16 protein-coding genes and 1 pseudogene are annotated in these 23,501 nt (G+C 53.3%); 11 read left to right on the plus strand and 6 right to left on the minus strand.

The features are described 5' to 3' along the window. Positions 1-12: 12 nt before the first annotated feature. Positions 13-1,932 (minus strand): flagellar basal body P-ring protein FlgI, encoded by a 1,920-nt coding sequence (locus tag KOR42_RS14510; RefSeq protein ID WP_146510558.1) that lies wholly within the window; start codon positions 1,930-1,932, stop codon positions 13-15. A 574-nt stretch (positions 1,933-2,506) separates the two neighbouring features. Between KOR42_RS14510 and KOR42_RS14515 the strand changes: the two genes are divergently transcribed. The 5 genes and pseudogenes from KOR42_RS14515 to KOR42_RS14530 all read left to right on the plus strand — a co-directional run bounded on the left by KOR42_RS14515 (position 2,507) and on the right by KOR42_RS14530 (position 7,441). After that, the gene (locus tag KOR42_RS14515; protein ID WP_146510559.1) at positions 2,507-3,883 is read left to right on the plus strand and encodes a DUF1501 domain-containing protein; all 1,377 of its coding nucleotides are present in this window, start codon (positions 2,507-2,509) and stop codon (positions 3,881-3,883) included. Between the two features lie 234 nt (positions 3,884-4,117). Continuing rightward, positions 4,118-4,894 (plus strand): annotated as a pseudogene (locus tag KOR42_RS27865) (serine/threonine protein kinase); the annotation flags it as partial. A 290-nt stretch (positions 4,895-5,184) separates the two neighbouring features. Further along, the gene (locus KOR42_RS27870) at positions 5,185-5,700 is read left to right on the plus strand and encodes a hypothetical protein (RefSeq protein WP_390620886.1); all 516 of its coding nucleotides are present in this window, start codon (positions 5,185-5,187) and stop codon (positions 5,698-5,700) included. A gap of 191 nt (positions 5,701-5,891) precedes the next feature. After that, the gene (locus KOR42_RS14525; RefSeq protein WP_146510561.1) at positions 5,892-6,869 is read left to right on the plus strand and encodes an acetyl-CoA carboxylase carboxyltransferase subunit alpha; all 978 of its coding nucleotides are present in this window, start codon (positions 5,892-5,894) and stop codon (positions 6,867-6,869) included. 47 nt (positions 6,870-6,916) lie between these two features. Next, the gene (locus KOR42_RS14530; protein WP_146510562.1) at positions 6,917-7,441 is read left to right on the plus strand and encodes a hypothetical protein; all 525 of its coding nucleotides are present in this window, start codon (positions 6,917-6,919) and stop codon (positions 7,439-7,441) included. Between the two features lie 705 nt (positions 7,442-8,146). On the opposite strand, the gene KOR42_RS14535 is transcribed toward KOR42_RS14530, so the two are convergent. The 5 genes from KOR42_RS14535 to KOR42_RS14555 all read right to left on the minus strand — a co-directional run bounded on the left by KOR42_RS14535 (position 8,147) and on the right by KOR42_RS14555 (position 14,252). After that, on the minus strand, positions 8,147-9,400 hold the full coding sequence (locus KOR42_RS14535; protein ID WP_146510563.1) for a CvpA family protein: 1,254 nt from the start codon (positions 9,398-9,400) through the stop codon (positions 8,147-8,149). Between the two features lie 124 nt (positions 9,401-9,524). Then, the gene (locus KOR42_RS14540; RefSeq protein WP_146510564.1) at positions 9,525-10,355 is read right to left on the minus strand and encodes an inositol monophosphatase family protein; all 831 of its coding nucleotides are present in this window, start codon (positions 10,353-10,355) and stop codon (positions 9,525-9,527) included. 82 nt (positions 10,356-10,437) lie between these two features. Beyond that, positions 10,438-11,487, minus strand: a complete 1,050-nt coding sequence (locus KOR42_RS14545; protein ID WP_146510565.1) for an NAD(P)/FAD-dependent oxidoreductase — start codon at positions 11,485-11,487, stop codon at positions 10,438-10,440. A gap of 275 nt (positions 11,488-11,762) precedes the next feature. Further along, on the minus strand, positions 11,763-12,512 hold the full coding sequence (locus tag KOR42_RS14550; protein WP_146510566.1) for a hypothetical protein: 750 nt from the start codon (positions 12,510-12,512) through the stop codon (positions 11,763-11,765). A gap of 105 nt (positions 12,513-12,617) precedes the next feature. After that, the gene (locus KOR42_RS14555) at positions 12,618-14,252 is read right to left on the minus strand and encodes a hypothetical protein (protein WP_146510567.1); all 1,635 of its coding nucleotides are present in this window, start codon (positions 14,250-14,252) and stop codon (positions 12,618-12,620) included. Positions 14,253-14,881: 629 nt separating this feature from the next. Between KOR42_RS14555 and KOR42_RS14560 the strand changes: the two genes are divergently transcribed. The 6 genes from KOR42_RS14560 to surE all read left to right on the plus strand — a co-directional run bounded on the left by KOR42_RS14560 (position 14,882) and on the right by surE (position 23,481). Then, entirely contained in the window at positions 14,882-15,898 is a 1,017-nt protein-coding gene (locus KOR42_RS14560; RefSeq protein ID WP_197441198.1) for an AAA family ATPase, read from the plus strand. A 614-nt stretch (positions 15,899-16,512) separates the two neighbouring features. Next, the gene (locus KOR42_RS14565) at positions 16,513-17,091 is read left to right on the plus strand and encodes a response regulator (protein ID WP_146510569.1); all 579 of its coding nucleotides are present in this window, start codon (positions 16,513-16,515) and stop codon (positions 17,089-17,091) included. Between the two features lie 285 nt (positions 17,092-17,376). After that, a complete protein-coding gene (locus KOR42_RS14570; protein WP_146510570.1) occupies positions 17,377-18,489 on the plus strand; it encodes a sensor histidine kinase in 1,113 nt (370 codons plus the stop codon). A gap of 266 nt (positions 18,490-18,755) precedes the next feature. Beyond that, positions 18,756-21,029, plus strand: coding sequence for an O-antigen ligase family protein (locus tag KOR42_RS14575; RefSeq protein WP_146510571.1), 2,274 nt, complete (start codon positions 18,756-18,758; stop codon positions 21,027-21,029). Between the two features lie 222 nt (positions 21,030-21,251). Further along, entirely contained in the window at positions 21,252-22,595 is a 1,344-nt protein-coding gene (locus KOR42_RS14580) for a hypothetical protein (RefSeq protein ID WP_146510572.1), read from the plus strand. 124 nt (positions 22,596-22,719) lie between these two features. Next, a complete protein-coding gene (surE, locus tag KOR42_RS14585; RefSeq protein ID WP_146510573.1) occupies positions 22,720-23,481 on the plus strand; it encodes a 5'/3'-nucleotidase SurE in 762 nt (253 codons plus the stop codon). Positions 23,482-23,501: the final 20 nt, after the last annotated feature.

Raw genomic sequence — 23,501 nt, forward strand, 5'->3', positions numbered from 1 at the left:
TCTTCGAGAAGACTATTCGACGATAATTCCGTTCGGTTCCATACCTGCCTCCTTGGGATCGGAGACTTCCGGAGCTTCGGTGACGATCGTCTTGTTGCTTTGTTCGGTGAAGAGATTCGGCATCAGCCCATCACTTCCGATTGTCGCTGGTGATGACGAGGTCGATCCGTTGGCGTTCTCCGCGTTTGCGAAGTCTTCCGGAACGCGATGATACACTCGACCCGGTTTCGGCATCTCATCAATCGCAATCTTGCCAGGAAGGTTACTCTGATTCTTTGCTTCGACGAGCATCTGCACGATGTCCGGATAACTCGCCCCGAGATCGGTCGCAGCTTTGACGACTTCGGCGATGCGTGCCGAAACGGTCAACGTTTTGTCTTCCTCACCGGCAGCGACACGTTTGACATCGACTGAGTTGTCCAGCGTATTGCCACGAATCAGAATTCGTGAACCGGCTCGAATCGTCATTGGAAGCTGGAATTCCTGCTCCGCACCGAAGAGAACAACTTCCGGCTTCTTGCGGCGAGTCAAATGCACAAATGGCGTTGCAGTGGAATCGATGAGATGCATTCGGAACTCTCCGTCCATTGGAATTCCCTGAACGATCGGATCATCTGGAGCCAGTGTCGAGAGTGAACGAAACGCACCGTAGCGAGTTTCGAGGCTTTCTTCGTGCATCAACTCTTCAAGTGCCGAAATCGTTTCACCCGTCTGCAAACAAGCGAGTGCTGCGAGAGCGAAGATTCGGAATGCGGGTTCGTTCCGAGCCGCTTCTTTGAGTTCAGTCGCACACTCAGGTTTCCCAAGATAGGCGAGAGCTTCTGCCGCTCGGAAACGTGCTTCGGGAGACGGAGAGTTCAATGCTCGCTTCAGAGCAGGGACGCCTTCACTTCCTTCTGCTTCCAATTGCAAAGCAGCCTGTTCGGACGTCGGACCAAACATGATCCGTTCTCCCAGATCCTGCATTCGCAAGTGCTTCTCGACAGGGGACTCCGTCAAAGTAATGTGTCGCACACACTGTAGAAATCTTGGATAGTTGTTTCGATAGCGCTCCTGAACGATCAGTTCAAGATGAGCGTTGCTTTTCGCAGTTGCCAATGGGCGGCGAATTCCGTGTTTGTCGTAATCATGGAATCTCTGCCCGATGCGGCTCGCCAGGTGCGTTGACATACGAACGCGACGGTAATCGCTGCGAATCGCCACTGTCAGAATTCGGTCCGGTCCGGAATAAACCGCTCCGCTTGGAATGACACCTTTTCGCGAGGCGACACTCGAACCGGTGGAATCCTCGAACAACCCGTCGATGAGGATCGGTCCGGTCGCGTAGACGACTTCGTTGCCCTTATGTACTTGTCCTTCCAGCAATGCATGCTCGCTCAAACGGCAGGGCATCAGCCAGCCACCTTTGAGGCTAACCGTCTCACTTCCATCCGGAATGGTGATTTCGACATCGAGCCGGTCTCCCTTTCGAGCGATTGGGGGAATGTACGCCGTCACAACGACGAGACTCGTCTCAGATGAGCGGAGCAGGGAGTTCGGATCATCGATCTCTTCTCTACGAATGTCATCAAGCAACCGGGTACGAAGTGGAGAAATCGGCGGATCTTCACCGGTCCCGTCCAAACGGGTTACCAATCCGACTCCTTGCACCTTGATATATCCCAGTGTGGAATCAGCGATCTTGATGTAATCGCCAATCAGCTTGGAATGCCCATCTTCACCGCGAATCGCTTCCTGAACATTCAGCCGCATCGCTTCTTCATCATCAAACCACCGCTTGATGTTCAGTTCGTGGCAGCCGGAAAGCGTCGACCCGAAAATCAGAGACGAAGCGCACAGCTTGAGAAACGACCGTCGACTGTCAGACGCTTCAGTCGTTGCGTCAACGTGTTGGCGTTCGGGGCTGGACGTTGAGGGACGTCGAACTTGCATGACAACACCGTTCCGCTCGCAGGCTCAAGGAATTGTCCTCAAGACAAACAGGCGCTTGATTGGGGGTGAGATGAGAATGAGGAGGATAGTGCGACGATCAAATTCCCGTGAGTTTGCTTTGAGAGAGCCGGGAAGGGGATCGCAACTTGATCGAAATGTGTGGAATTCGAGGAAATTCGAAGGGACCGCGAAGATATGGGAGCAATGACTGTCAGGTCAAGACCGCTCCGACGCTGAAGAGATGCGACTGCCAGCCTCGATCTTCAGGAAATCTTCTGAGAATTTGAGAAGACATTCCCTCTGCAAGCTGTTTCCTGACTTCCCAGAATGCCTCGTTCCACTCCTTTGCGCCAGCGCGATCAACTTGACACCGTGCCCGAATGCCAGTTTCGCGAGAGGATTCCTCACTTCCATTCGCATTCCTCTCGACATACACATTAGTATTGTTAGATCGATCGTTTTCCTGTTTCACTCGGTTGATGTACAATTGAACAAAGCGTCCACTTGTGACGTATTGCATAAAACTTGATTCGCTCAACCTCATCGCCCCATTTTCGCAGAGGAACTCCCGCAGATGTTCAAACTCGAAGGCCGTGGAAAGACACAGACTTGCGATGGTGTGACCAGACGTGACTTCATGCAGGTGGGCGCGCTGGGAGCGATTGGTTTGTCACTTCCGCAATATCTTCAGGCCAAAGAGCAGGGGATGGTCAAACCGGAGCACGACAACAAGTCATGCATCATGATCTTCAATCTCGGCGCACCGAGCCATATTGACCTCTTTGACATGAAACCCGAAGCGGCCTCCGAAATCCGCGGGCCATTCAAGCCAATTTCAACTTCCGCCGACGGAATTCAGATTTCCGAGATTTTGCCTCAACACGCAAAAATTGCCGACAAATTCTCGCTGGTCCGCTCCTGTCACCACACCGGGGCAGCTGTTCATGATGCGGGATGGCAGATGATGCAGACGGGCCGACTTTTCAGCGGAGGCGTCAACACCCCGCACGCCGGGGCAGTGGTGAGTTATCTTCGTGGACGCAAAACCGACCTTCCTCCTTTTGTTGTGCTTCCCGAACTCATGGGACGAGGCGGAGGAAATCTCCCCAATGGCCAGGCAGGGGGCTTCCTCGGAAAAGCTCATGACCCGTTCGCCTTGAATGCGGACCCCTCAGAGAAAAATTTCAAGGTTCCCGACTTGCTTCCGCCTTCCGAAATTGGACCAGTTCGACTCGAAAGACGACGATCGATGCGAGAAATCGTCGACTCAGCTGTCCAAAACTTCGAAGCGACCGAGAGTGCCCAACTGCTCAACAGCAATTTTCACAGTGCGTTCCGGATGATGACAAGTTCCCAAGCCCGAGATGCGTTCGACCTCTCCAAAGAACCACAATCGGTCCGCGATCGCTACGGAATGAATCGCTTCGGTCAGTGCTGTCTTCTGTCGCGACGTCTCGTCGAAGCAGGGGTCCGGTTCATCACGATCAACACCTTTCTCACCGTCTTTAATGAAGTGACGTGGGACATTCACGGATCGAAACCGTTCACGTCAATCGAAGGCATGAAAGACATCGTCTGCCCGATGTACGATCAGGCGTACTCAGCCCTTATCGAAGATCTTCATGATCGCGGGCTGCTGGATGACACAATGGTCTGCAATATCGCCGAATTCGGTCGTACTCCCCGCGTCAACCCGGCGGGAGGCCGCGACCACTGGCCACAGTGCTTCACCTCATATTTCGCTGGGGGCGGCGTTCAGGGAGGACAGGTTGTCGGGGCGAGTGATCCCATTGGCGGAGTTCCGGCGGACCGACCGGTCGATCCGGGGCATCTTGTCGCAACTGTCTTTCACAGCCTTGGATTCGATCTGGAAACGCATCTTCCCGGACCTGCTGGACGACCGTTCCCGCTGGTTGATTTCGGAAAACGTGAAATCCACGAACTCTTTTGACCTCAAACTCTCAAAATCGTTCTTCAGGCTTGTGTCAGAATGGCGTAAACTTAATTGAGAGACATCAAAGCGGAATCAAAACACAAAACCCATCGACTGTCCGAAAGTCAAATGTCGATTCAAGACACAACGCTTGACGAGACAGTTCGCCCATCACGTCGCTTCTCTTCTGAAAATCTGTCCTTCAGTGCAACAGTGGCGACCCATGAAATTTCGATTGGAACGAGGTAGTTAGTGGCCGATCAAGACAAAATCGACGACTTCGAATTAGTCAATTGTGTTGCGACTGGTGGTGTGACGCAGATTTGGGAAGTCAAACGTGCTGGCAGTTCCCAACCTCTGGCGATGAAGCTGATGCTCGATGAAGCATTGAAAGATCCCGCCCATCGACAGGCTTTGAAACACGAAGCCTCCGTCGGAAAGTCCATGCAGCATCCGAATATCATCTCGATTTTCGATGTCAAACTTACGAAGAAACTCAGCTACTACACGATGGAATATTTTCGATCAGGAAACCTCAAAGGACTGATTCGAAATGACCTGCCACAAGCGAAAGCACGTGTAAAAAGCTTGATGGAAGCCCTCGCTCAAGCCTTGGGGTACTTTCACGAGAAGGGTTGGATTCATCGCGATATCAAACCGGACAACGTTCTCATGAGCAAAGGAGGGGAGGTTCGGCTCATCGACTTCTCCCTCGCGAGTCGACCATCCAACGTCATTCTGCGGGCAATGACCAAGAAAAGCAGGGTGTCGATCCAAGGAACTCGAACGTATATCGCCCCGGAACTGGTGCGTCGGGAAGCGATCACGCCTTCGGTCGATATCTACAGTCTCGGGATTCTGCTTTACGAAACTCTGATCGGAAATCCCCCATTTCGAACGGCGAACCCGAACGACCTTCTTATGATGCACGTGAGAGACAAACCCGCTCGTCCGTCTGAGCTCGACGACAATATCACTCAGGAGGCCGACAATCTCGTCATGAGGATGCTGGGTAAGAAGCCGAAAGATCGGCACGCCAATATGCAGGAGGTTTACGCCGAAGTGCGCAACCTCAAGTTTTTCAAGGAAGATCCCGTCAAAGTCGCCAAAGAACGGGCCGATGCGTTAGCCGCAGGGGACGCACAAGCTCAGGAAGATCGACTCAACAGCCGTCGCGACGCGGAACGTGATCGCAGCAAGGATGGCGAACGAAAACCGGCACCAAAGCCCAAACCGAAACCGATCCTCGCGAAAGAGACGAAGCCACAACCCAAACCCGAACAACAACCTGCGGCGCCACAACAACAGCCCGGAGCACCGTGGGGACAAATGCCGGGACAGCCGATGATGCCAGGAATGTTCCCGGGAGCGATGCCGGGCCAAATGCCTCAGTATCCTGGAATGATGCCGCAATATCCCGGAATGATGCCAGGGCAGCCAATGCCGGGACAGCCAATGCCGGGTCAGCCAATGCCGGGACAGCAAATGCCGGGTCAGCAAATGCCGGGTCAGCCAATGCCGGGTCAGCCAATGCCGGGTCAGCCAATGCCGGGTCAGCCAATGCCGGGTCAGCCAATGCCGGGTCAGCCAATGCCGGGACAGCCAATGCCGGGACAGCAAATGCCGGGACAGCAAATGCCGGGACAGCAAATGCCGGGACAGCAAATGCCGGGACAGCAAATGCCGGGACAGCAAATGCCGCAGCCCAGTGTCCCTCAACCGAGTGCACCGCAGCCCACTTCCGCTCCAAAACCGTCCGCCCCAAAGGCCACAGAAACCAAGAACGAACCGCCCAAAAAAGCACCGGAAGACATCCCACTCGCAAACTTCGATGACTTACAAATCGAGTAGTCAGCACGAAAAGTGGTTCTGTTGTTTCCCTCGAAGCCTTGCAGAATTATGATGCGAGCGTTGCTGCACCATCCGTCAGGTGTCGAAGTCGGCATTTTCGTAGCCTCTCGACCCTGAAGATCGCGTGCAGAGAATCACTGGAATAACAACGCTCCCCATATTCTGAACTGTCACGATGTCCGCACCGCTTCCACTTCCGTTTGAACGTCCGATCCTCGAACTCGAAAAGCAACTCTCGGATCTGGAGAAACAGCCAGACCCAACAGCTGTGACTCGCGAATCGATTCGCCGCATTCGGACCGAACTCAACAAACTGAAGCGGGAAGTCTACGAGAAGCTCAATCCGTGGGAGATTGTTCAGGTCGCCCGGCACGATGCACGTCCCAAAGCGATGGACTACATCGAACTCGTCTTCGATGAATTCGTGGAATTGCACGGAGACAAAGCCTACGGAGACGATCGAGCAATCCTCACCGGGTTTGCCAAACTCGGTGACCGAAAGGTCATGCTGGTCGCTCAGCAAAAGGGGCGAAATCTTCGCGAGCGTCTGGAACACAATTACGGAATGGCTCACCCGGAAGGCTATCGAAAAGCCCTCTCCAAAATACAGATGGCTGCCAAGTTCAATCTGCCGGTCGTTTGCCTGATCGACACCGCCGGAGCTTATCCCGGAGTTGGCGCAGAAGAGCGAGGACAGGCCTATCAAATCGCTCTCAATCTGCGAGAAATGGCCCGCATCGATACGCCGATTGTCTGCGTCGTCATCGGAGAAGGAGGAAGTGGCGGAGCACTCGGAATCGGCATCGGCGATCACGTGGCTGTCTTGCAGTTCGCTTACTACTCTGTCATCAGCCCGGAAGGCTGTGCGGGCATTCTCTGGAAACACGCGAAACACGCAGACAAAGCCGCTCATGCTCTTCGGTTCACATCGAAAGACCTCCTCGAACTCGGTGTCGTTGACGAAATCATCAGCGAGCCAATCGGAGGAGCACATCGAAACCATCGACAGATGGCGACCAACCTGCATGCCTCGCTGACGTCAGCATTGAAGGATCTCAGTGAAATCCCGAAAGACCAACTGCTCGATCGACGGTACGAAAAGTTCCGCAAGATCGGCGTCTTCGAAGAGACAATCGCTGTTGGGCAAGCTTAACTGAGACATACCCTTCAACAGCACTTAAAGCGAAAGCAGACCGGGCTATGTATTCGCTGATGATCATGGCGCTGGTCGTCGCATTCGTGGCCCTCCTTTGCGGGGGCCTCGGAAGCCTCTTTGCTCAAGACGCTGGTCCCGGCGAACGAATCTTAATGGCCCTGATGACATCTGCGACGGCTTTTGTCGCAACCCTGATTCTCGGACTCCGCGACCTCATTCGCTTTCGCAGAGATTCCCGTCGAACACAACAGCACCTTCTCGAGAGACCAGACTTCTTCGAAGCCGAATTTCGGTCCGAAGCAGACGTCGACCCTGAACTCATGAAGGTCGTGCGTGAGGCGATCGCGCAATTCTTTGATGTCCCCGTCTCCAAGATTCGCCCGACTGACAATTTCGAAACCGATCTGCACATCGATCCCACTGAGGTCAATTTTCAACACTTCGTCATCAGGACGGTCGCCGACGACCATAGGTTCCATGACGAGGTGATCGAGGTGAACTTCGCAAACGCTCACACTGTCGAAGATCTTGTCATTTGGCTTCAAGATTTCATTCGCGACGAAGATTGAACAGTTCGACAGCAAAGCTCGAGAGGACTTCTAAGTCCCTCAGAGTGTGATCAGGTCACGCGTGTTCTTGCGCCATGCGATGCAGCGCGCAAGAAAGAAGAATGGTCTCGGGCAGGGGAGTCAGAATTCAATGACGACCACTCGCTTCACGTCACTGATTCGAGGCTGTTATACGCTCGACATTTGAGCGAGATAAGAACTCGGATTCGAGCATTAACGAAGTCGAGATCTGCTCACTGACGACTTAACGCGAACTCTTTCCGTGAGGAGACCCAATCATCTCATCTCACGAAGTGAACCAGCAAAGTGCTCGGCTTCGAGAAGCCTGTAGAACGATTCGCACCGACTCGCTTTGACCTTTGAGCACACGACCACTGAAGCACAGAGACTCCGCATTCCTGGGCATCGATGATGTTCCGCTGTGATTCGCAGAGGAACACGAAAAACCGTCTCAGACGGTCTTTTCCATACCCGAATCGAACATAACGGACATTATCGGACGTTGGGGTATGTTCTTTTTTCGGGGGAGTCAGAAGACTCCCGGGCCCTTCACTCTCGGTTGAGATCATCATCTCATCGAGAGATGCTCGTGATTCAAAGATCACTCGGAGGCATTAAGCTGAACAATGTGCTGGTCCAATCTTCACAGCTGATGACTCTCGTGATCTCCGAATTCGCGATCTCCGAAGCTGTTAACGACTCCCACTACCGAAACGATCCAGGCTGACCAGCCCCGGCCGCTCTCAGTCGCTGCTGCATCGCTGGCTCCAATTGATTGATCGAAACTCCAGCGACTTGCAGCTGTCGAATGATTCGTTGGTCAAGCGTGCTCTGTGCATTCGTTGTCGAGTCCGGATCTTCGAGTGACCAGATATCCGCATTCCAATCCGCCAACACTCCCAGCTGCACAGCTTCAGGCAACGATCCCAGAAACCCGACGATCTGCTGCTCGTAAGCAACCTGCTGAGCTGGCACCGATGTGTACGCCTGAGAGATTCTGCGCGAAAGCTCCTTGATTGTGGCTTGAGTCTGTTCAGGATTGCTCGGAGGCGCACTCGGAGTGACATCCACGTTCAGCTGTTGCCCGAGATACGACAGCAAATATTCCGATCCCTGATTGCCCAATTGTTGAAAGTGTTGTTCGATCAACTTTCGATTTTCAGGCGATGCGGACTCGAGAACTTTGGACACTCCAGCGATTAACGATGACTGCGAGTCCGGACTCTGTTCGCGATCGATGGCCTCACTCAACGCTTGTCTCGTTTGATCGCTGATCAGCCCGCTGAGAGTTTTCCACAACTGGCTGCTCGCGTCAGGAGACGGAGTTCCGGGAAGCACCTGATCATCGCCGAGATTCACTGTTCCGGAATCGACCACATTCGACGAACCGGAATCGTCATGAGAATGCGTTCCGTGATCGCCAGGTTCATGACTGTGATCCAGATCGAAATCCGGATGGTCAAGCAAATGAATGTAGTCTTCGAGTGCGAGTCGCAAGTTGTCTGGAAGAATGGGAAGAAACGGATGAAGCGTGTCGACAATCTTCGCAGCGGCGTATCCACTTCTCGACTGCAAAAGCGCTGCGCGTGCATCTTCAGAAACAGTCACGACCATGAATGTCAGAATGAGACACAGCACGACTCCTTTGATGAAGCCGAAAAGTGCTCCCAGATGACGATCAAATTCCCGGAGTTTGACCTTCTCAAGAAAGTCTGAAATTCGCCCGGCCAGCAGATACGCGACGAACGTGAAAACGATGTACGCCCCGAACAAGACGACCCAATTGTTGAGAGGTGGATCGAGATGCACATACGGCCCCGCAACTGCTGAAATTCCATCAGCAAAGATGAAGCACAACAGGATGCCAGCGATCCCGGCCAGTTGCCAGACCATACCCCTCGCGGCACCGCGAATCGTAAAGAAGATAAGGATGGCCAAAACGACCAAATCGTACCACATGACCTCGGGACTCCGTTTCCAAGTATTCAGGTCACAGAGTGTATCTCTCCCGTGGTGTTCTGGTAAACCCCGGTTGACACTTCGGCGAAGTCGCCGTCCTCAAAATGAGCGTATCGATTCGAAGTTAGTCTTCGGCGTTCGGCAGCTCTGAAGCTGCGATTACGTCGAGCATGGCAGGGTGCAGCACCGAATTTGTGGCGAGCACACTCGTTACGGAGATGGGCAAATCGTCACCTGCTGAGGTTGTGACCTTTCCGCCTGCCTCTTCGACGATCAAACGCCCGGCCGCGAAATCCCAGGGAGCGAGCTGATACTCGACAAACCCTCCGTAGACGCCACTGGCGACCCCGCACAGATCAAGAGAAGCTGTCCCGAATCGTCGAATCCCGCGAATTTGCTCTGCGAAAAGACCTTCAATCGTGCGCAAAGTGCGACGCATCATCGCACCGCGGTCGTAATAGAATCCGACGGCAATCAACACGTCAGTCATCCGCGTTTGCGTTCCGACGTGCATTTGCTCGCCCTGAAACCAGGCCCCCTCGCCCGCAACCGCGCAGAAAAGCTCTTCCCGGGCTGGATTCCAAACGACTCCGCATTTCGCAACACCTCGCTGATAATAAGCGATTGAGACTGCGAAATGAGGGATTCCATGCGCGAAGTTGGTCGTTCCGTCGAGCGGATCGATGATCCAAAGATGGTCAGCTTCAGAATAGCTGTCGAGACCGTTCTCTGACTCTTCCGCCAGAATTACGTGATCGGGGTACCGATTCGCGATTGCCTGCTTGATGACGCGTTCGGACTCGAGATCTGCCTCGGATACGAGATCGTTTCGCGCCTTCTCTCGAATCACCGTCCCTTCTTTCCGATGCCGCAGTAGCACATCCCCACCCGCTTGTGCCAATTCAGTCGCAAAGACGAGTTCCTGAATGGAGCTTAACTCGGCAGGAATTTTCATGGGATGTATTAAACTAACAAAACCGGAAGGAAGGACGATTTAAAAAGCCGTCAACAGACAGTGATGACTATCAACCGACGGATTAACTTTCCAGAAGGCTTAGATAGCGTTCTGCATCGAGTGCAGCCATACAGCCTGTGCCGGCGGCGGTGATCGCCTGTCGATAATAATCGTCAGCCACATCGCCAGCAGCGAAGACCCCTTCCACGCTTGTATTCGTTCGGAAAGGAACACTCCACTTCAAGTAGCCCTTCTCGTTCATCTCGAGATGGCCTTTCAGGAACTCCGTGTTCGGTGTATGTCCGATCGCAGCAAAATAGCCAGAAGCTGGAATATCTTCTGTTTTCGCATCGTCTTCGGTGCTTCGGATGCGAACACCGGTGACTCCCTTTTCGTCATCGCCGAGAACTTCGTCAATCACCGAGTTCCACTTAACTTCAATCTTCGGGTTTTTTAGTGCCCGTTCGGCCATCACTTTGCTCGCGCGAAACTCTTCACGACGATGGACAATATAAACTTTCGAACCAAATTTAGAGAGATAGTCAGACTCTTCCATCGCGCTATCTCCTCCCCCAACAACAACGAGAGGTTGATCACGAAATCTAGGAAGGGCTCCATCGCAGACAGCACAGGCTGAGACCCCTGCATTCTTAAATTTCTTTTCAGAATCGAGACCTAAGTAATTCGCTCGAGCGCCTGTCGCGACGATCACCGACTGCGCTTCGATGGTCTCTCCGTTCGACGTCTTCAGAATGAACGGACGTTGGGAGAAGTCGACGTCGACGACATCTTCCATCATTGTTCGCGTTCCGAAATTGATCGCCTGCTGTCGCATCAATTCCATCAGTTCCGGGCCGCTCACCCCTTCTTTCTGGTGTGGGCCCATGATGCGTCGTCGATCGTCAGCGATGGCGTCGTCGAGGTAGCTTTCGAGATTTCCAGAAGGGAAGCCGGGGAAGTTCTCGACTTCCGTGGTGATCGCAAGTTGACCGAGCGGAGGACGTCCGAGGTCCCAATTCTCCTGGGTCATCTCCCCTTCGATGCACAATGGCTCCAGACTCGCTCTCGCTGCGTAAATTGCGGCTGTCCATCCAGCGGGACCTGAACCGATAATCACAACCTTTTCTGCCATTTTCCGTCTCCCAGTCGTCGTATTTTGCTTATTATCAATTCGGGTTGAATTGAAGAAGACTGGCACGCAATTGACGAGCCTTCTTCAGTTGTATTTTGATCGCGATCGTCAACAAGATGTGACTGCGTTCAGAAGTCGGACTTCGCGACATTTTCTCGAAGAATTATGACTCGAGGAACGCAAGGAGTCTGTATGAAACCTCGCACAGACGATATCGAAGCCGACCGCCAGTGACAAATGCACAGCAGTCCCCGATCCCTTCCCGGTGGTCGCTCTCACTCGGTCGTATGACCGACACGCATCACTTCAGGAGAACTCTCAATGACGTTCTCGAACTGTGCGGACGCATTGGAATCGGGCAAAAAGTCTTTGAGTTTCGGTGACAAAGCTCGAACCTGGTCAATGCTCTCTGCGGGCACTGTTTTGAGAAGCAGCAAGAATTCCGACATCGCCACTGTTTGTTCGATCTCTTCCATCAACAATCGCTTCTCATTTTCCGTCATTTCGGCTTCCGGGTGATCATGGCGCCGTTTTAGATGAGCGAGCCGTTCTCCGAGCTTTCGTTCGGTCGCGAGAACGGGAATCTCATGACGAATGGAAGAAGCCGCCCACGCAAGACTGATGCGGGTCGCCAGAGCAGCGAAGAGTTCAGGATCCACGCCCATTTGCTCGAATCGTCGGGCAAGTTCCGGATTTTCGCACCAGGTTTCTCCCAGGGCCTTCATATCCAGAGCACTTCGGTATTCGTCTCGGATGAATTTGATGAGTTCGTCGGAGTTGAAATCCTCTGCCCCTCGAAAATCGACGGAGCTCGACGAAAAATCCGGAACCGATCGGTCAGGAAGATTCTCGACGATGGTCGTAAAAGCAGAAAGTTCTCCGGAGGTCAGTGGAGTTGACCATTCCTGAGTTCCCAGCTCAACGCGTGGAAGTGATGCAGGCGCGGGTGCTTCTCCCCCCTGCTCTGCCTGTCCGCATCCCAACGAAACAACCAACGCCATCAGTAATAGAACTCTGCATCCCATGGTTTCAGAGTTTCCTTATGTACCAAGCTTTCAGGGAAAAGCGAAAAGGCGGAAAGCTGTATGCTTCCCGCCTTCCCGATTTGTGATTGTCAGTTCATAAGGTCTTTAGAAGCTGCAATCAAGACCAAAATTCAGCTGATGCATGTACCACTCTTCGCGATCGGTATCGATTTTTGGATAGAGCGGGAATCCTCTCCACTCGATCGAATCGGCTGGTCGGGCCACGGCTCCGATCCAGGTGAATGTGTAACCGAACCGGAAAGAACTGTGCTCCAGGGCAGAAATGTTCCTGATGAGCGGCAGGCTTCGGAAGGCTGCGAACTCTGCCATCACCGATTGCTGGAAGAATGGTGAGACATGTGTGGATGACTTTTCGTCGCTGAACTCAGACTGGTTCGCCGGGTTGAGCATTCGCGGATCGAGAATGTTCACGAAACGTGCATCGTAGAGTGGATCACCGATATTGTTCCCTGACATATCGATCGATTCATGATTCGCGTTCACACCGAGAATTGTCTCCGCCCAGGCTTTGAAGCTTGCGTCGTCATCTCCGAGGTCGATTCGGAAACCAGCTTCCGGACCGGCAATATGACTGGTGACTCCATTATCGAGTCGGGCATCATACTGATCGTAGAGGCGGACGATGCTGTTCGTTTCTGGTCGATAGGTTTCCTCATCGAGCGTGTAGGTAAACCCACTGTCGATTCCGTGGAAGCGGAACTGCTCTTTCAGGTAGGTGTACCGAGCCCCAATCATCGGGCGAATCTTCACTCCGCCGCGATTGTAAACCGGCTGAGTGTAAAGGCTCAGATTGGTACCCCCTGCTTCGGTTTTCTGTTCCACTTCGAAGAGAACGTCAAACTTGGCTGATGTTCCGAGACCAAAGTCCGGGAAGACAGGCTCTCCGTTATAAAGGGGAACGACACCGTGAATGAGGAGGTTCTGACCATCCAGAATGAGTGTCAGGTCCTGGCTCACAGGCACCCCATTGATGTGGGTTGCCCCTTTCTTGAATGAGCCTGTGTCTTCAAACGCCCACCAGCCATTTGCCATCAGGCCGGTGCCGTCTTCGTTCTCGTATCCCCAGCGAATCTGAGTTCCGAGCGTGCTTGTCGGACTATCAATGTCTCCGCTGTTGCGGGGAGGATAGAAATATCCGTTAATCTGTCCATTGAACACGTTGGCATTCGTATCCAGAGCCGGTGCGAGGAAGATTCTTCGACTCACTGCGAAGAAACCTTCGACATCCGGGCTGAGGTTCGGAACGCTCGGGTATTCGTAGATCGTGTCGATCGGAACCCCGATTGGGCGTTGGGTATCGAAGTTTGCCAGTGGGGCAAACGGCGAGCCGATGAGGGCATCGCCTGCATCGCGGAACTGAACAGACATCAGTTCGACGGAGCCGAAATACTTCCGTTGACGGTAGAAGATATTCCGGAACCACAACCCGTCCTGGCTGACATGTTGATCCATGCCAACATTCGGCGGGTAGAATGGGCTAATCGCTGGCCACGGTTGGTACCCTTGGGGAGCGTTCTGTGGATAGATCGCTGTAGGGTCCGTTGCCAGGTGTGGTGGGTATTGGGGCATCATGGGCCCTCCCCCAGGCCCCGGGGCGACATAGGCTCCCGGCGGGGGTGCCGGTCCCGGTGGAACGGGCGATTGGCCTGATGTCTCAGTTTGAACAGTAGCCAGCATGAGTGCGCTGGCAACCGCCTTTATCCAGGGCTGAATCCGCATCAGTACGTCCTTGACAGGTTGGCCGACCATCGGCGTGCTCGAGTGAGCCGGCCGACGAGCCAGGAATAGACCTTTATTCCCTCAACGTCATTCATCACTACACGACATCGAATCTCTGATGAATTCGACGGCGCAGTGAGGAATAGACCTGATGCTCTTATCGGATCAGAGATTTGGGAAACTGTACCGATTATGTTGCTTGTGTGGATTTTTCCCCATCTGCAACTCGTGCGAGACGTATCGATTATCCGCAGACTGCGTTTTTCTGGTCCTCAACGACCGGAGAACCCCACTGCCCTGCCCTGTGAATTCCCTGAGTTTCGTCCGCCGTCACCGATCCTCAGGCGAAATTTGTGTGACGGAAGTGAAGACTTCTCTGCGACAAGCGGTCTTCTGCGGCTCAATTGAACCTCATTGAATATGGCTGAACAACGTCGAATACGGCTCTGACCACATGAAACTCGCCTTACGAGTTTATTTCCCCTCAGAAAAGACGGGTATGAGCATCCGGCAGTTGTCGCCAAATCGGTTCGATCCCGCTAGCATGGGGACCCGATGCGGCTCGCGGAATGAGTCGCTTTCGCGTTCCAATTCATCCACCGAACAATCCCGGCTCAGTGAGGAATCCCTTGGCGACCGAGAAGCGTGATTTCGACGAGTTTCTTGAGAAGTTCAAAAAACACCATGACCTGATGGTGGACGAACTCCACAAGGTCATCGTGGGGCAGGATGCCGTCATCGAGCAAATCCTGTCGGCAATTTTCACCGGTGGACACTGTTTGCTCGTGGGGGTTCCCGGACTGGCGAAAACGTTGGTCGTCAGCACGATTGCCCGAATTCTGGATGTCGAATTCCGCCGAATCCAGTTCACCCCCGACTTAATGCCTTCCGACATCACCGGGACAAACGTTCTGGAAGAGTCGGAAACCGGGCAGAGAAACTTTCGATTCGTTCAGGGTCCGGTTTTTACCAACATTCTCCTGGCGGACGAAATCAACCGAACGCCGCCGAAAACGCAAGCGGCTCTTTTGCAGGCGATGCAGGAACGAGAAGTTACAGCGGGTCAGCAGACCTACGATCTGCCGGACCCATTCTTCGTCATCGCGACTCAGAACCCGATCGAGCAAGAGGGAACCTATCCCCTTCCCGAAGCCCAACTCGACCGCTTCATGTTCAACATCAAGGTCGATTACCCAAACGTTGAAGAGGAAGAGCAAATCCTCACAATGACAACGCGCGGGGAAAAGGCCGAAGTTCGCAAGGTGCTCTCCGCAAAGTCAATCCAGTATCTGCAGCGACAGATTAATCAGATCGAAATCGCTCCCATTATTGTTACTTATGTCGCAAGACTCGTTCGAGCGACCCGTCCGCACGATTCCAGTTCCCCGAGTTTCGTCCGCGAGTTGATTGATTGGGGAGCCGGTCCGAGAGCTGGACAATACCTGATTCATGGGGCCCGTGCGGTCGCAGCGATGGATGGACGTCCCACGATTTCGTTCGAAGACGTTCGTCGAGTCGCGATTCCCGTTCTTCGGCACCGAATCTCGCCGAACTTCCAGGCTCAGGCTGAAGGATACGATTCCGATACCATCATCCATCGCCTTCTGGAAGAAGTCAGCGAGCCCAATGTTCCCAAATACAGCTAAGCCATAGTGTCCCAAAACACAGCTGAGCCGTTTTGATGGCCTCCTGAACTTGCGAGAAGCTTTCTCTCTCGCAAAAACGCTGGAAAACCGCGTATCAACATTCGGATGTTCGCAACGCCGATCACGTCGACACTGTCGAACTCGCTGTAAGCAAGTGGCTCGATTCTGTGCGATTACTGAAACTCCGAGCTGCAACGACTTCCGGTGCGTGGACTGGGAATCGGTCCATGTGTGGGGAGCAGTTTTTCGAGAATTTCAGTAGTCGACCGGACTGCTCACGGCCTGAATTGCCCCCCATCGGTAAGTGGTTTCGCCGAAGGAAACTTAGGCGAAATACAGCATTTACCCTCTCTAAGACACTTTAAGAAGCTTAACAAACAACGGTAACTCGGGACGCAATAATCCCCATTGACCGAATCAGCAGGATAGATACAATCGGTTTAAGTGTGAAAGTCGGTAAGATCGACACTACTGGTAGACCGAACAAGCTTGGCGAACCTTCATGGAATGAAGAACGGCCAGAGACGAGTGGTCGACACGCATTGAGGACAACCTCATGGTTGAAACTGTCCTCAATGATCGTCGCCGCTGTTGAAACCAACGGAGGGACCTGTATGAAAACTGTTTTCACAACTGGTGAGGCTGCCAAAATCTGCAAAGTCAGCCAGCAAACCATCATCCGCTGCTTTGACTCGGGCCAGCTGAAGGGCTTTCGCGTTCCCGGTTCTCGATTCCGCCGCATCCCGCGTGACGTGCTTTACAAGTTCATGAAGGACAACGGAATTCCAACCGATGCCTTGGAAAGCGGAAAACGCAAGGCGTTGGTCGTCGACGATGATCAGGATCTGGTCGATTTGATGACAGATGTCCTGGAGTCAGACGGTCGATTCGAAGTTCGGGCGGTCAATAACGGGTTCGACGCCGGGATGATGGTCAAGGAATACCGTCCTGACGTGATCGTTCTCGACGTCATGCTTCCTGATATTAACGGGAAAGAAGTCTGCCAGAGAGTTCGAAGCGACTCGACCCTCGACGATGTCAAAATCATCTGCATCTCGGGAATGGTCGAAGCTGACAAGATCGACGAACTGAAAGCATCCGGCGCGAACGATTTTCTTCAAAAGCCATTTGAAATGGAAACAGTATTGCAGCGCGTTTGCAAGCTTCTGGATCTGTCCCTCAATGCTGGCTAATCGATAAGCCAGCACAGTGACTGTTGAGATCATCGAGTTAGAAGCGGGCCGCTTCCTGCGCAAGTTCCGATTTCAAATGCCTGTTTCAATTGTCAGTCGAGCCCACAGCTCGCGCGATGGTTCTATGCACCGACTTTCCGAATTGCATCAGCGAAACGTTGGTTCGCCAATCGACTTTGCGATGGACCGAAAACGCGATGCACAGGTGAGAGCAACAAGCTCTCAATCAACACCGTGAGCATTATCCCGTGTGTTTCCGATCAGGTCGTGAAATGGAGGTCGGTTGTGCAACAGAGTCAGCCGACATCAGAACATCCCACAGTCCTGGAGTTTCTTGAGTCGACGCTTCCGTTCGAGAACGCAAGAGAGTTGAGAATCAAGATCCTCAACGCATGGAAAACGTTCCGCCCCAATTCACCCTGTGCGCTTCTCTGGAAAAACCCATTCACGACAACTGCCGAGTTACTGATCGTTGATGAACGGGAAACGCCCGACGAGATGGCATTTCCTGTGAGCGACAGAACTGCTTCTCTCACAGCGAGTCTGCCGGAGTCGAATCCAGTTCTGAATGAATTGAACTGGATTGAACTCGAAGTCGAAAGGAAGTCGATTGGCTTCCTGGGACTCGACGAGCCATCTTCTTCACTCGCATCGTCAGAGATCGTCTCAGCTACGGCGAGATTGCTGGCCGTCAGCCAAAGCTGGGAGAACACGCTTACAGAAGCGCGGCTGAGCTCGCTTGCCGAATACGCAGCTGCGGCTGGTCATGAAATCAACAATCCACTTGCTGCGATCAAGGGCCGCACCGAACAACTCATCAAGGGTGAACAGCACCCGGAGCGACAACAGTGGCTGCAAACAATTGGTGCGCAAACTCTTCGAATTCGCGACATGATCGGCGACAGCATGCTGTTCGCTCGCCCCCCTGCCCCGAAATTCGAACGTCTCAATCTCACAGAACTCGTTGAAAGCGCGATCTCTCACTTCTCTGACGAATTCGCTCGTCGACAGATCTCCCTGTGGGGGAACCGCCACAAGATGGTCCCCGTCGACGGTGATCCACTCCAATTAACGCAAGTAGTTGCCGAACTGACTCGAAACTCTCTTAATGCAATGGAAGAATCCGGAAAGCTGATCGTTGACTGTCTTCCGGAAGTGATCGATGAGCGCCCCTTCGCAATTCTCCGAATGATCGACGACGGAGTCGGTTTCAGTGAAAGCGAACGAAGATTTTGCTTTGACCCTTTCTATTCGGGGCGGCAAGCTGGTCGCGGTCTCGGTTTCGGACTTTCCAAAGCGTGGCGGATTATTCAGATGCATAGTGGGCAGCTGATTCTCTCGAACCAAAAGTCAGACGTGACCGAGTTTGTCATTTCCCTTCCGTCGACCTCGGAGTGATTTGATTCTGGTCTCGAAGCAAGTCAAACTGGCTGAATTGTGCAGAGTACACTTTCATGCTATCTCTGCACTCGCCTGATCTCATTGCTATTAATGTCTGCTGCTTTCGCGCGTGCGAATCGCTGCATTCCAGAAATGAAGATGCTCATGTGCATCCGAGAGACCAACACGGATCAGCCCTCATTTCCGTTGTGACGTTTGCGTCATCAAGAGTGAGCGATGATCAACCTTTGTTGTTTTCTTAATGAAGAGGAAGTTGACGCCGCGTGACACGATCCAGCGCTCGCTCCAATCCAGCCCCCAACGAAATTCCCCCGCCCCTCTGGGAAACTGTTGTTCTCGTGGGACTGTTCCAGTGCCGTTTCTTTGTTCCGACAGAAGGCGCCGAACTGGGAGGAACCCTCTGGCTGGCGATGGCCTGGTTTGGATTCGCCGCTCTCACACTCTGGTTGAAGTCGAGAGAGAAAGAACCTCTGCTTTGGACTCCACACTGGAGTGACCTCGCGATCGTGCTGGTCGTTGCTGGCCATCTTCTGTCTGCCGTCGTATTGCTGCGAACGGGAGGAAATCTCCGAGCAGCATTGAATATGGTTTGGGAGTGGACGTCCCTGCTCTGCCTCTGGGGCTTGTTCCGAACCAGTTTGCGGGACAAATTGACTGGGCGGACACTCACAGCTGGGATTCTGACAAGTGTCATCGTGCTCTCTGGATTCGGGATCTGGCAGCACTATTTCTGGTATCCGCAGCAGGCACGAGAGCTCAACGAATTGGTCACACTTCAGGAACGAATGGAAAGAAGCGAACCGCTTTCCTCGCATGAGATCTCGCGATTCGAAGAACTCTTACAAAGCTTCGGCGCCAGCTATTCCAGTCTCGACACTCAAGGAAAACTTTCCTTCGTCGCTCGACTTCGCGATAGCGTCGAGCCGATCGGCCGATTCGCGCTCGCAAACTCACTCGCTGGGCTTCTGTGTGCAGGTGTGCTGATTCTCGCTCCGCTATTTGTTCAGAAGTTTTCGGGCTGGACGCTGGGTCAACGTCTGGCTGGGGTTGGCTTCCTCGCGCTGATTGTCCTCTGTCTCATACTGACCAAAAGTCGAACCGCGTGGATCGCGACAGGTTTCGGACTCGGTCTTGAGTCGCTGATGTTCTTCCGAAAATCGGCCGCAGGCAGATCCGAGTCGCTTAGAAAAACGCTGACGTATTCGCTCACAACTGGCGTCTTGATCGTGGCTCTCCTGACTCTGCTTGCCGTCTGGACAGGCGGACTCGATCCGGAAGTCATTTCCGAAGCTCCCAAGAGCCTTCAATATCGATTGGAGTACTGGATCGCGACGACACAAATGTTGAGCGACCACTTTGTCTTAGGAATCGGGCCGGGGAATTTCCGCGCGAATTATCTTCACTACAAACTCCCCGGAGCGAGTGAAGAGATCATCGACCCGCACAATTTCCTTCTCGACATCTGGGCCAACGGAGGATTGCTGGCGCTTGTCGGATTGATTGTCTGGACGATGAGTATCGTTTTCTCGGGGATCATGACATCCCCTCCAAAATCAGACACCCAATCGAAATCACCTGACGAGGCTGTTCCCGGGATGTCGGTCCAATGGGTGTGCTTCGGGCTGCTCATCATCACATCTCTCTCGTTTGGCGGAATCGTCGACAATCAACTCGTCGCCCTGTTCATCTCCGCACTCATCGTTGTCTCAGTCGTCAACTGGTTGAAAATGAACGATTGCCTGACAGCGGTGACGGCAATTTGTGGACTCGTGGCGCTGTTGCTTCACTTGTTCGCGAGTGGTGGAATCGAAATGCCAGCCATCGCTCAACTTCTTCTCTTCTTCGGAGCAGTTGCCCTCAGCCAATCAACGTCCGATCAAAAAGCACCCATCACAATTGGCCGAACTGGTCAACAAATTCTGGCCGCGTCGATGGGGATTCTTTTAGTCGGAAGTCTTTTAACGGGCGTTTTGCCTGCTCAACTCGCTGGAGCACGATTGACTTTAGGCAGCGAATCGATGTTTCAGGGAAACTCAAATTACTCCGCGAAGCTCTTCGCGCGGCACGAGTTCCTCGGGGCAGCAGCCGCTGACACTCTCGATCCCGAGCCCTATCAACTCCTTGCTCAACTCTCCTACACCTCATGGAAGAACTCCGGCCGGACCGACGAAGACCTGTTTCAAGAGGCCGTCGATTTTCAGAACGAAGCAATCTCTCGCGATCCTCAGAATTCCACACGGTATTGGTGGCTTGGAAAGTTCTGGACGGACCGCTTTCGGATCACGCAGTCTCAACAGGACGCAGATGAAGCTGTGAAGGCGTTCGAAAACAGTGTCGAGCGTTATCCTCACGATGCTCATCGACTCGCAGAATTCGCGATCATTTTGGAAGACACTGATCGTTCTGGAGAAAGTGTCGCTCGCCAGGCACTGGAACTTGACGATTTGAATCAGACCCGCGGACACGTCGACAAAGCACTTTCCAGTGAAATTCGGAAACGTCTGGAAGAAATTGTCAGCGGCGCCGGGACCGAATAGCCGGTCGGGCAATCTGTCGCAGCTTTCGAACTTGGTTTTCACTTAGGAACTGATTCTCACGAGTCATCTTCGAGGATGTCAGCCCGAAGCGCGCATCAAATCTCTCTTTGAGCATCCGAAACAGATCTTGGGTTCGCGCCGAGTCGATCCGGCAGGTACACTCAAGGAGACTCGTTTTTCATGCGGGTCGTTCAAAACCGTCTTGTTACGGAGAGTGCTCAGATGCAATTTTTCACTCACATGAAATGGCTCGTCGCAGCCATCTTGATCGTCTCTCAATGGAGCGTGTGCGCGTCTCTTGCCACAGCTCAGGAAGACCGAGAGTTTCGTGAACAGATGCAAGACTTGTCACGTCGCTATATGGAACTGAGACGCGAAGGACAAAGTCCTGAAGCGGAAGAATTCCGTCAGCGTATGATCGACCTTGCGCGCGAACGAAATGAGACACAAAGACGTCAATTGACAGAGCGTCGAGAGATCAACGAAAGAATCGCCAATTTACAACGCGAGCTGACAAAACTTCGCGAAACAGGTGAAAACATTCGTGCAGAAGAAGTTGAAGAACAGATTGAAAGACATCGCGAAGAGCTATTGTCACTCAATCGACCTCAAGCCCCGCCAAAGGAACGGTCACTCGAGGAACGAATCCGGCACATTCACGAAGCGGCCGAACACCTTGAACAGGCTGGAATGAGCCACTTCTCGCGAATGCTTCAAGAGGAAGCGAAAATCCTCGCCAACAATCATCGTGAACTCCATCACGTCCATGAGCGTGAACGAGCAATGCGAGAAGAGGCCGAACATCAAAAAAACCTGGCGGAACAGCATCGACATCGTGCGGAACAAGAGCTTCGAAACGCCCAACGACAGCTCGAAGAACTGACTCGACAACTGAACGACTCGAGACGGCGCCCGCAAGACGAACGAAGAGGCGAAACACCATCGCGCTCGGAGCGATCCTCCAGAGATTTCGGCGAAGCCTGGAACAATGCACTTCGAGAACTTGCCCCGCAGGAATCGCAACAGCGACCAGACAGTGAACGACTTCGCCGACTCTACGAAGAGCGGACACGGATCGAGCGCGAACGCTCAGAACAAATCCGGCGACAATCCTCAGGCAGCCCCGTCGAATCGGAAAACGTCGAACGATCTCGAAACGAACCGCGATCGAGTTCCCGAGACGCGGAGAGAGAAATCAACAGAGACCGAGAATCTCCAGACAACCTCACCGAACTGCAATCACTGGTCAATTCTCTGCGAACCGAATTGTTTCAGCTGAAGATGAAAGTTCAAAACCTCGAAAGACGGCATCCGGAACTCAAGCCATCGCCTCGACCTTCCCGATCCGAGAATCTTGAGCCGACTCCAGCTCCCGATTCGAATGATGAAGCAGCTTCCGAAGAAGAGGCTGAGGACGCAGCTGTCGACTCGACCGGGAACATCATTCAGACAGGTAACGAGCAAGAGGTCTCTGTCTTTGCGGGTTCGAACTCCTATCAACTCTCAATTCCGAATCAGGGAATTCGTTTCGCTCAAAGCCCTGAAGCTGAAACAACCGTTTGGTAGCATCCTCCGCGAAAGTTGTGACAGGTTCCTGAATTATGTCGGGTTGCCGGTTTGACAGTCGGCAATCCGAGTTCCCTCTGAGTTTGCAGCGAGTCCGCCGAACTCAGAATCCTGATGGCTCGATATGAAAATTCTTCTCGTCAATGATGACGGCATCTACGCCCCCGGTCTCAGAGCACTCGTCGAACCGCTACAGAAAATCGGTTCGGTCACCGTTGTTGCTCCCCTTGTCGAACAAAGCGGCGTCGGACATCTGGTGACATATTTGCGTCCCATCACAGCCAAGAAAGTTCTCGAGGGAGGAACGGATTTTGGTTGGGGGGTCGATGGAAGTCCGGCCGACTGCGTGAAGCTGGGAGTTCTCGAATTCTGCGATGGCGAGCCGGACCTGATTGTCAGTGGCATCAACTCGGGTGCCAATGTGGGCATCAATGTTCTCTATTCGGGGACTGTCGCAGCTGCGATTGAGGGTGCGTTTTTTGGAATTACGTCGGTCGCTCTCTCACTCTCACAGGGCAAACCGCCGAATTACGACAACGTTGCACAACGAGCGGTCCCCCTCATCCAAAAATTGTTGAAGACCGTATCGCGTCCCGGAACGTTGTGGAATGTGAATTTCCCCGACACGACTCCCGAAGGACCTCGCGGAATTCGCATGGCTCGCATGGCTGTCCGTCGCCACACTGAAACCGTCGATAAACGGATCGATCCTCGCGGCCGCCCCTATTACTGGAGTGGGCTGGATCCGATTCTCAACCACGAACTCGATCCAGGAACGGACGTTAAAGAACTCCTGGACGGTTGGGCCACTGTCACCCCCCTGCACTTCGATCTGTCAGAGAATTCCATTCTCGATGAATGCCAGTCGATTTGCTGGGACGACTGAACCCGCCCCGGCGCGTCGTT

It is taken from the genome of Thalassoglobus neptunius (assembly GCF_007859735.1).
GTDB lineage: Bacteria > Planctomycetota > Planctomycetia > Planctomycetales > Planctomycetaceae > Thalassoglobus > Thalassoglobus neptunius.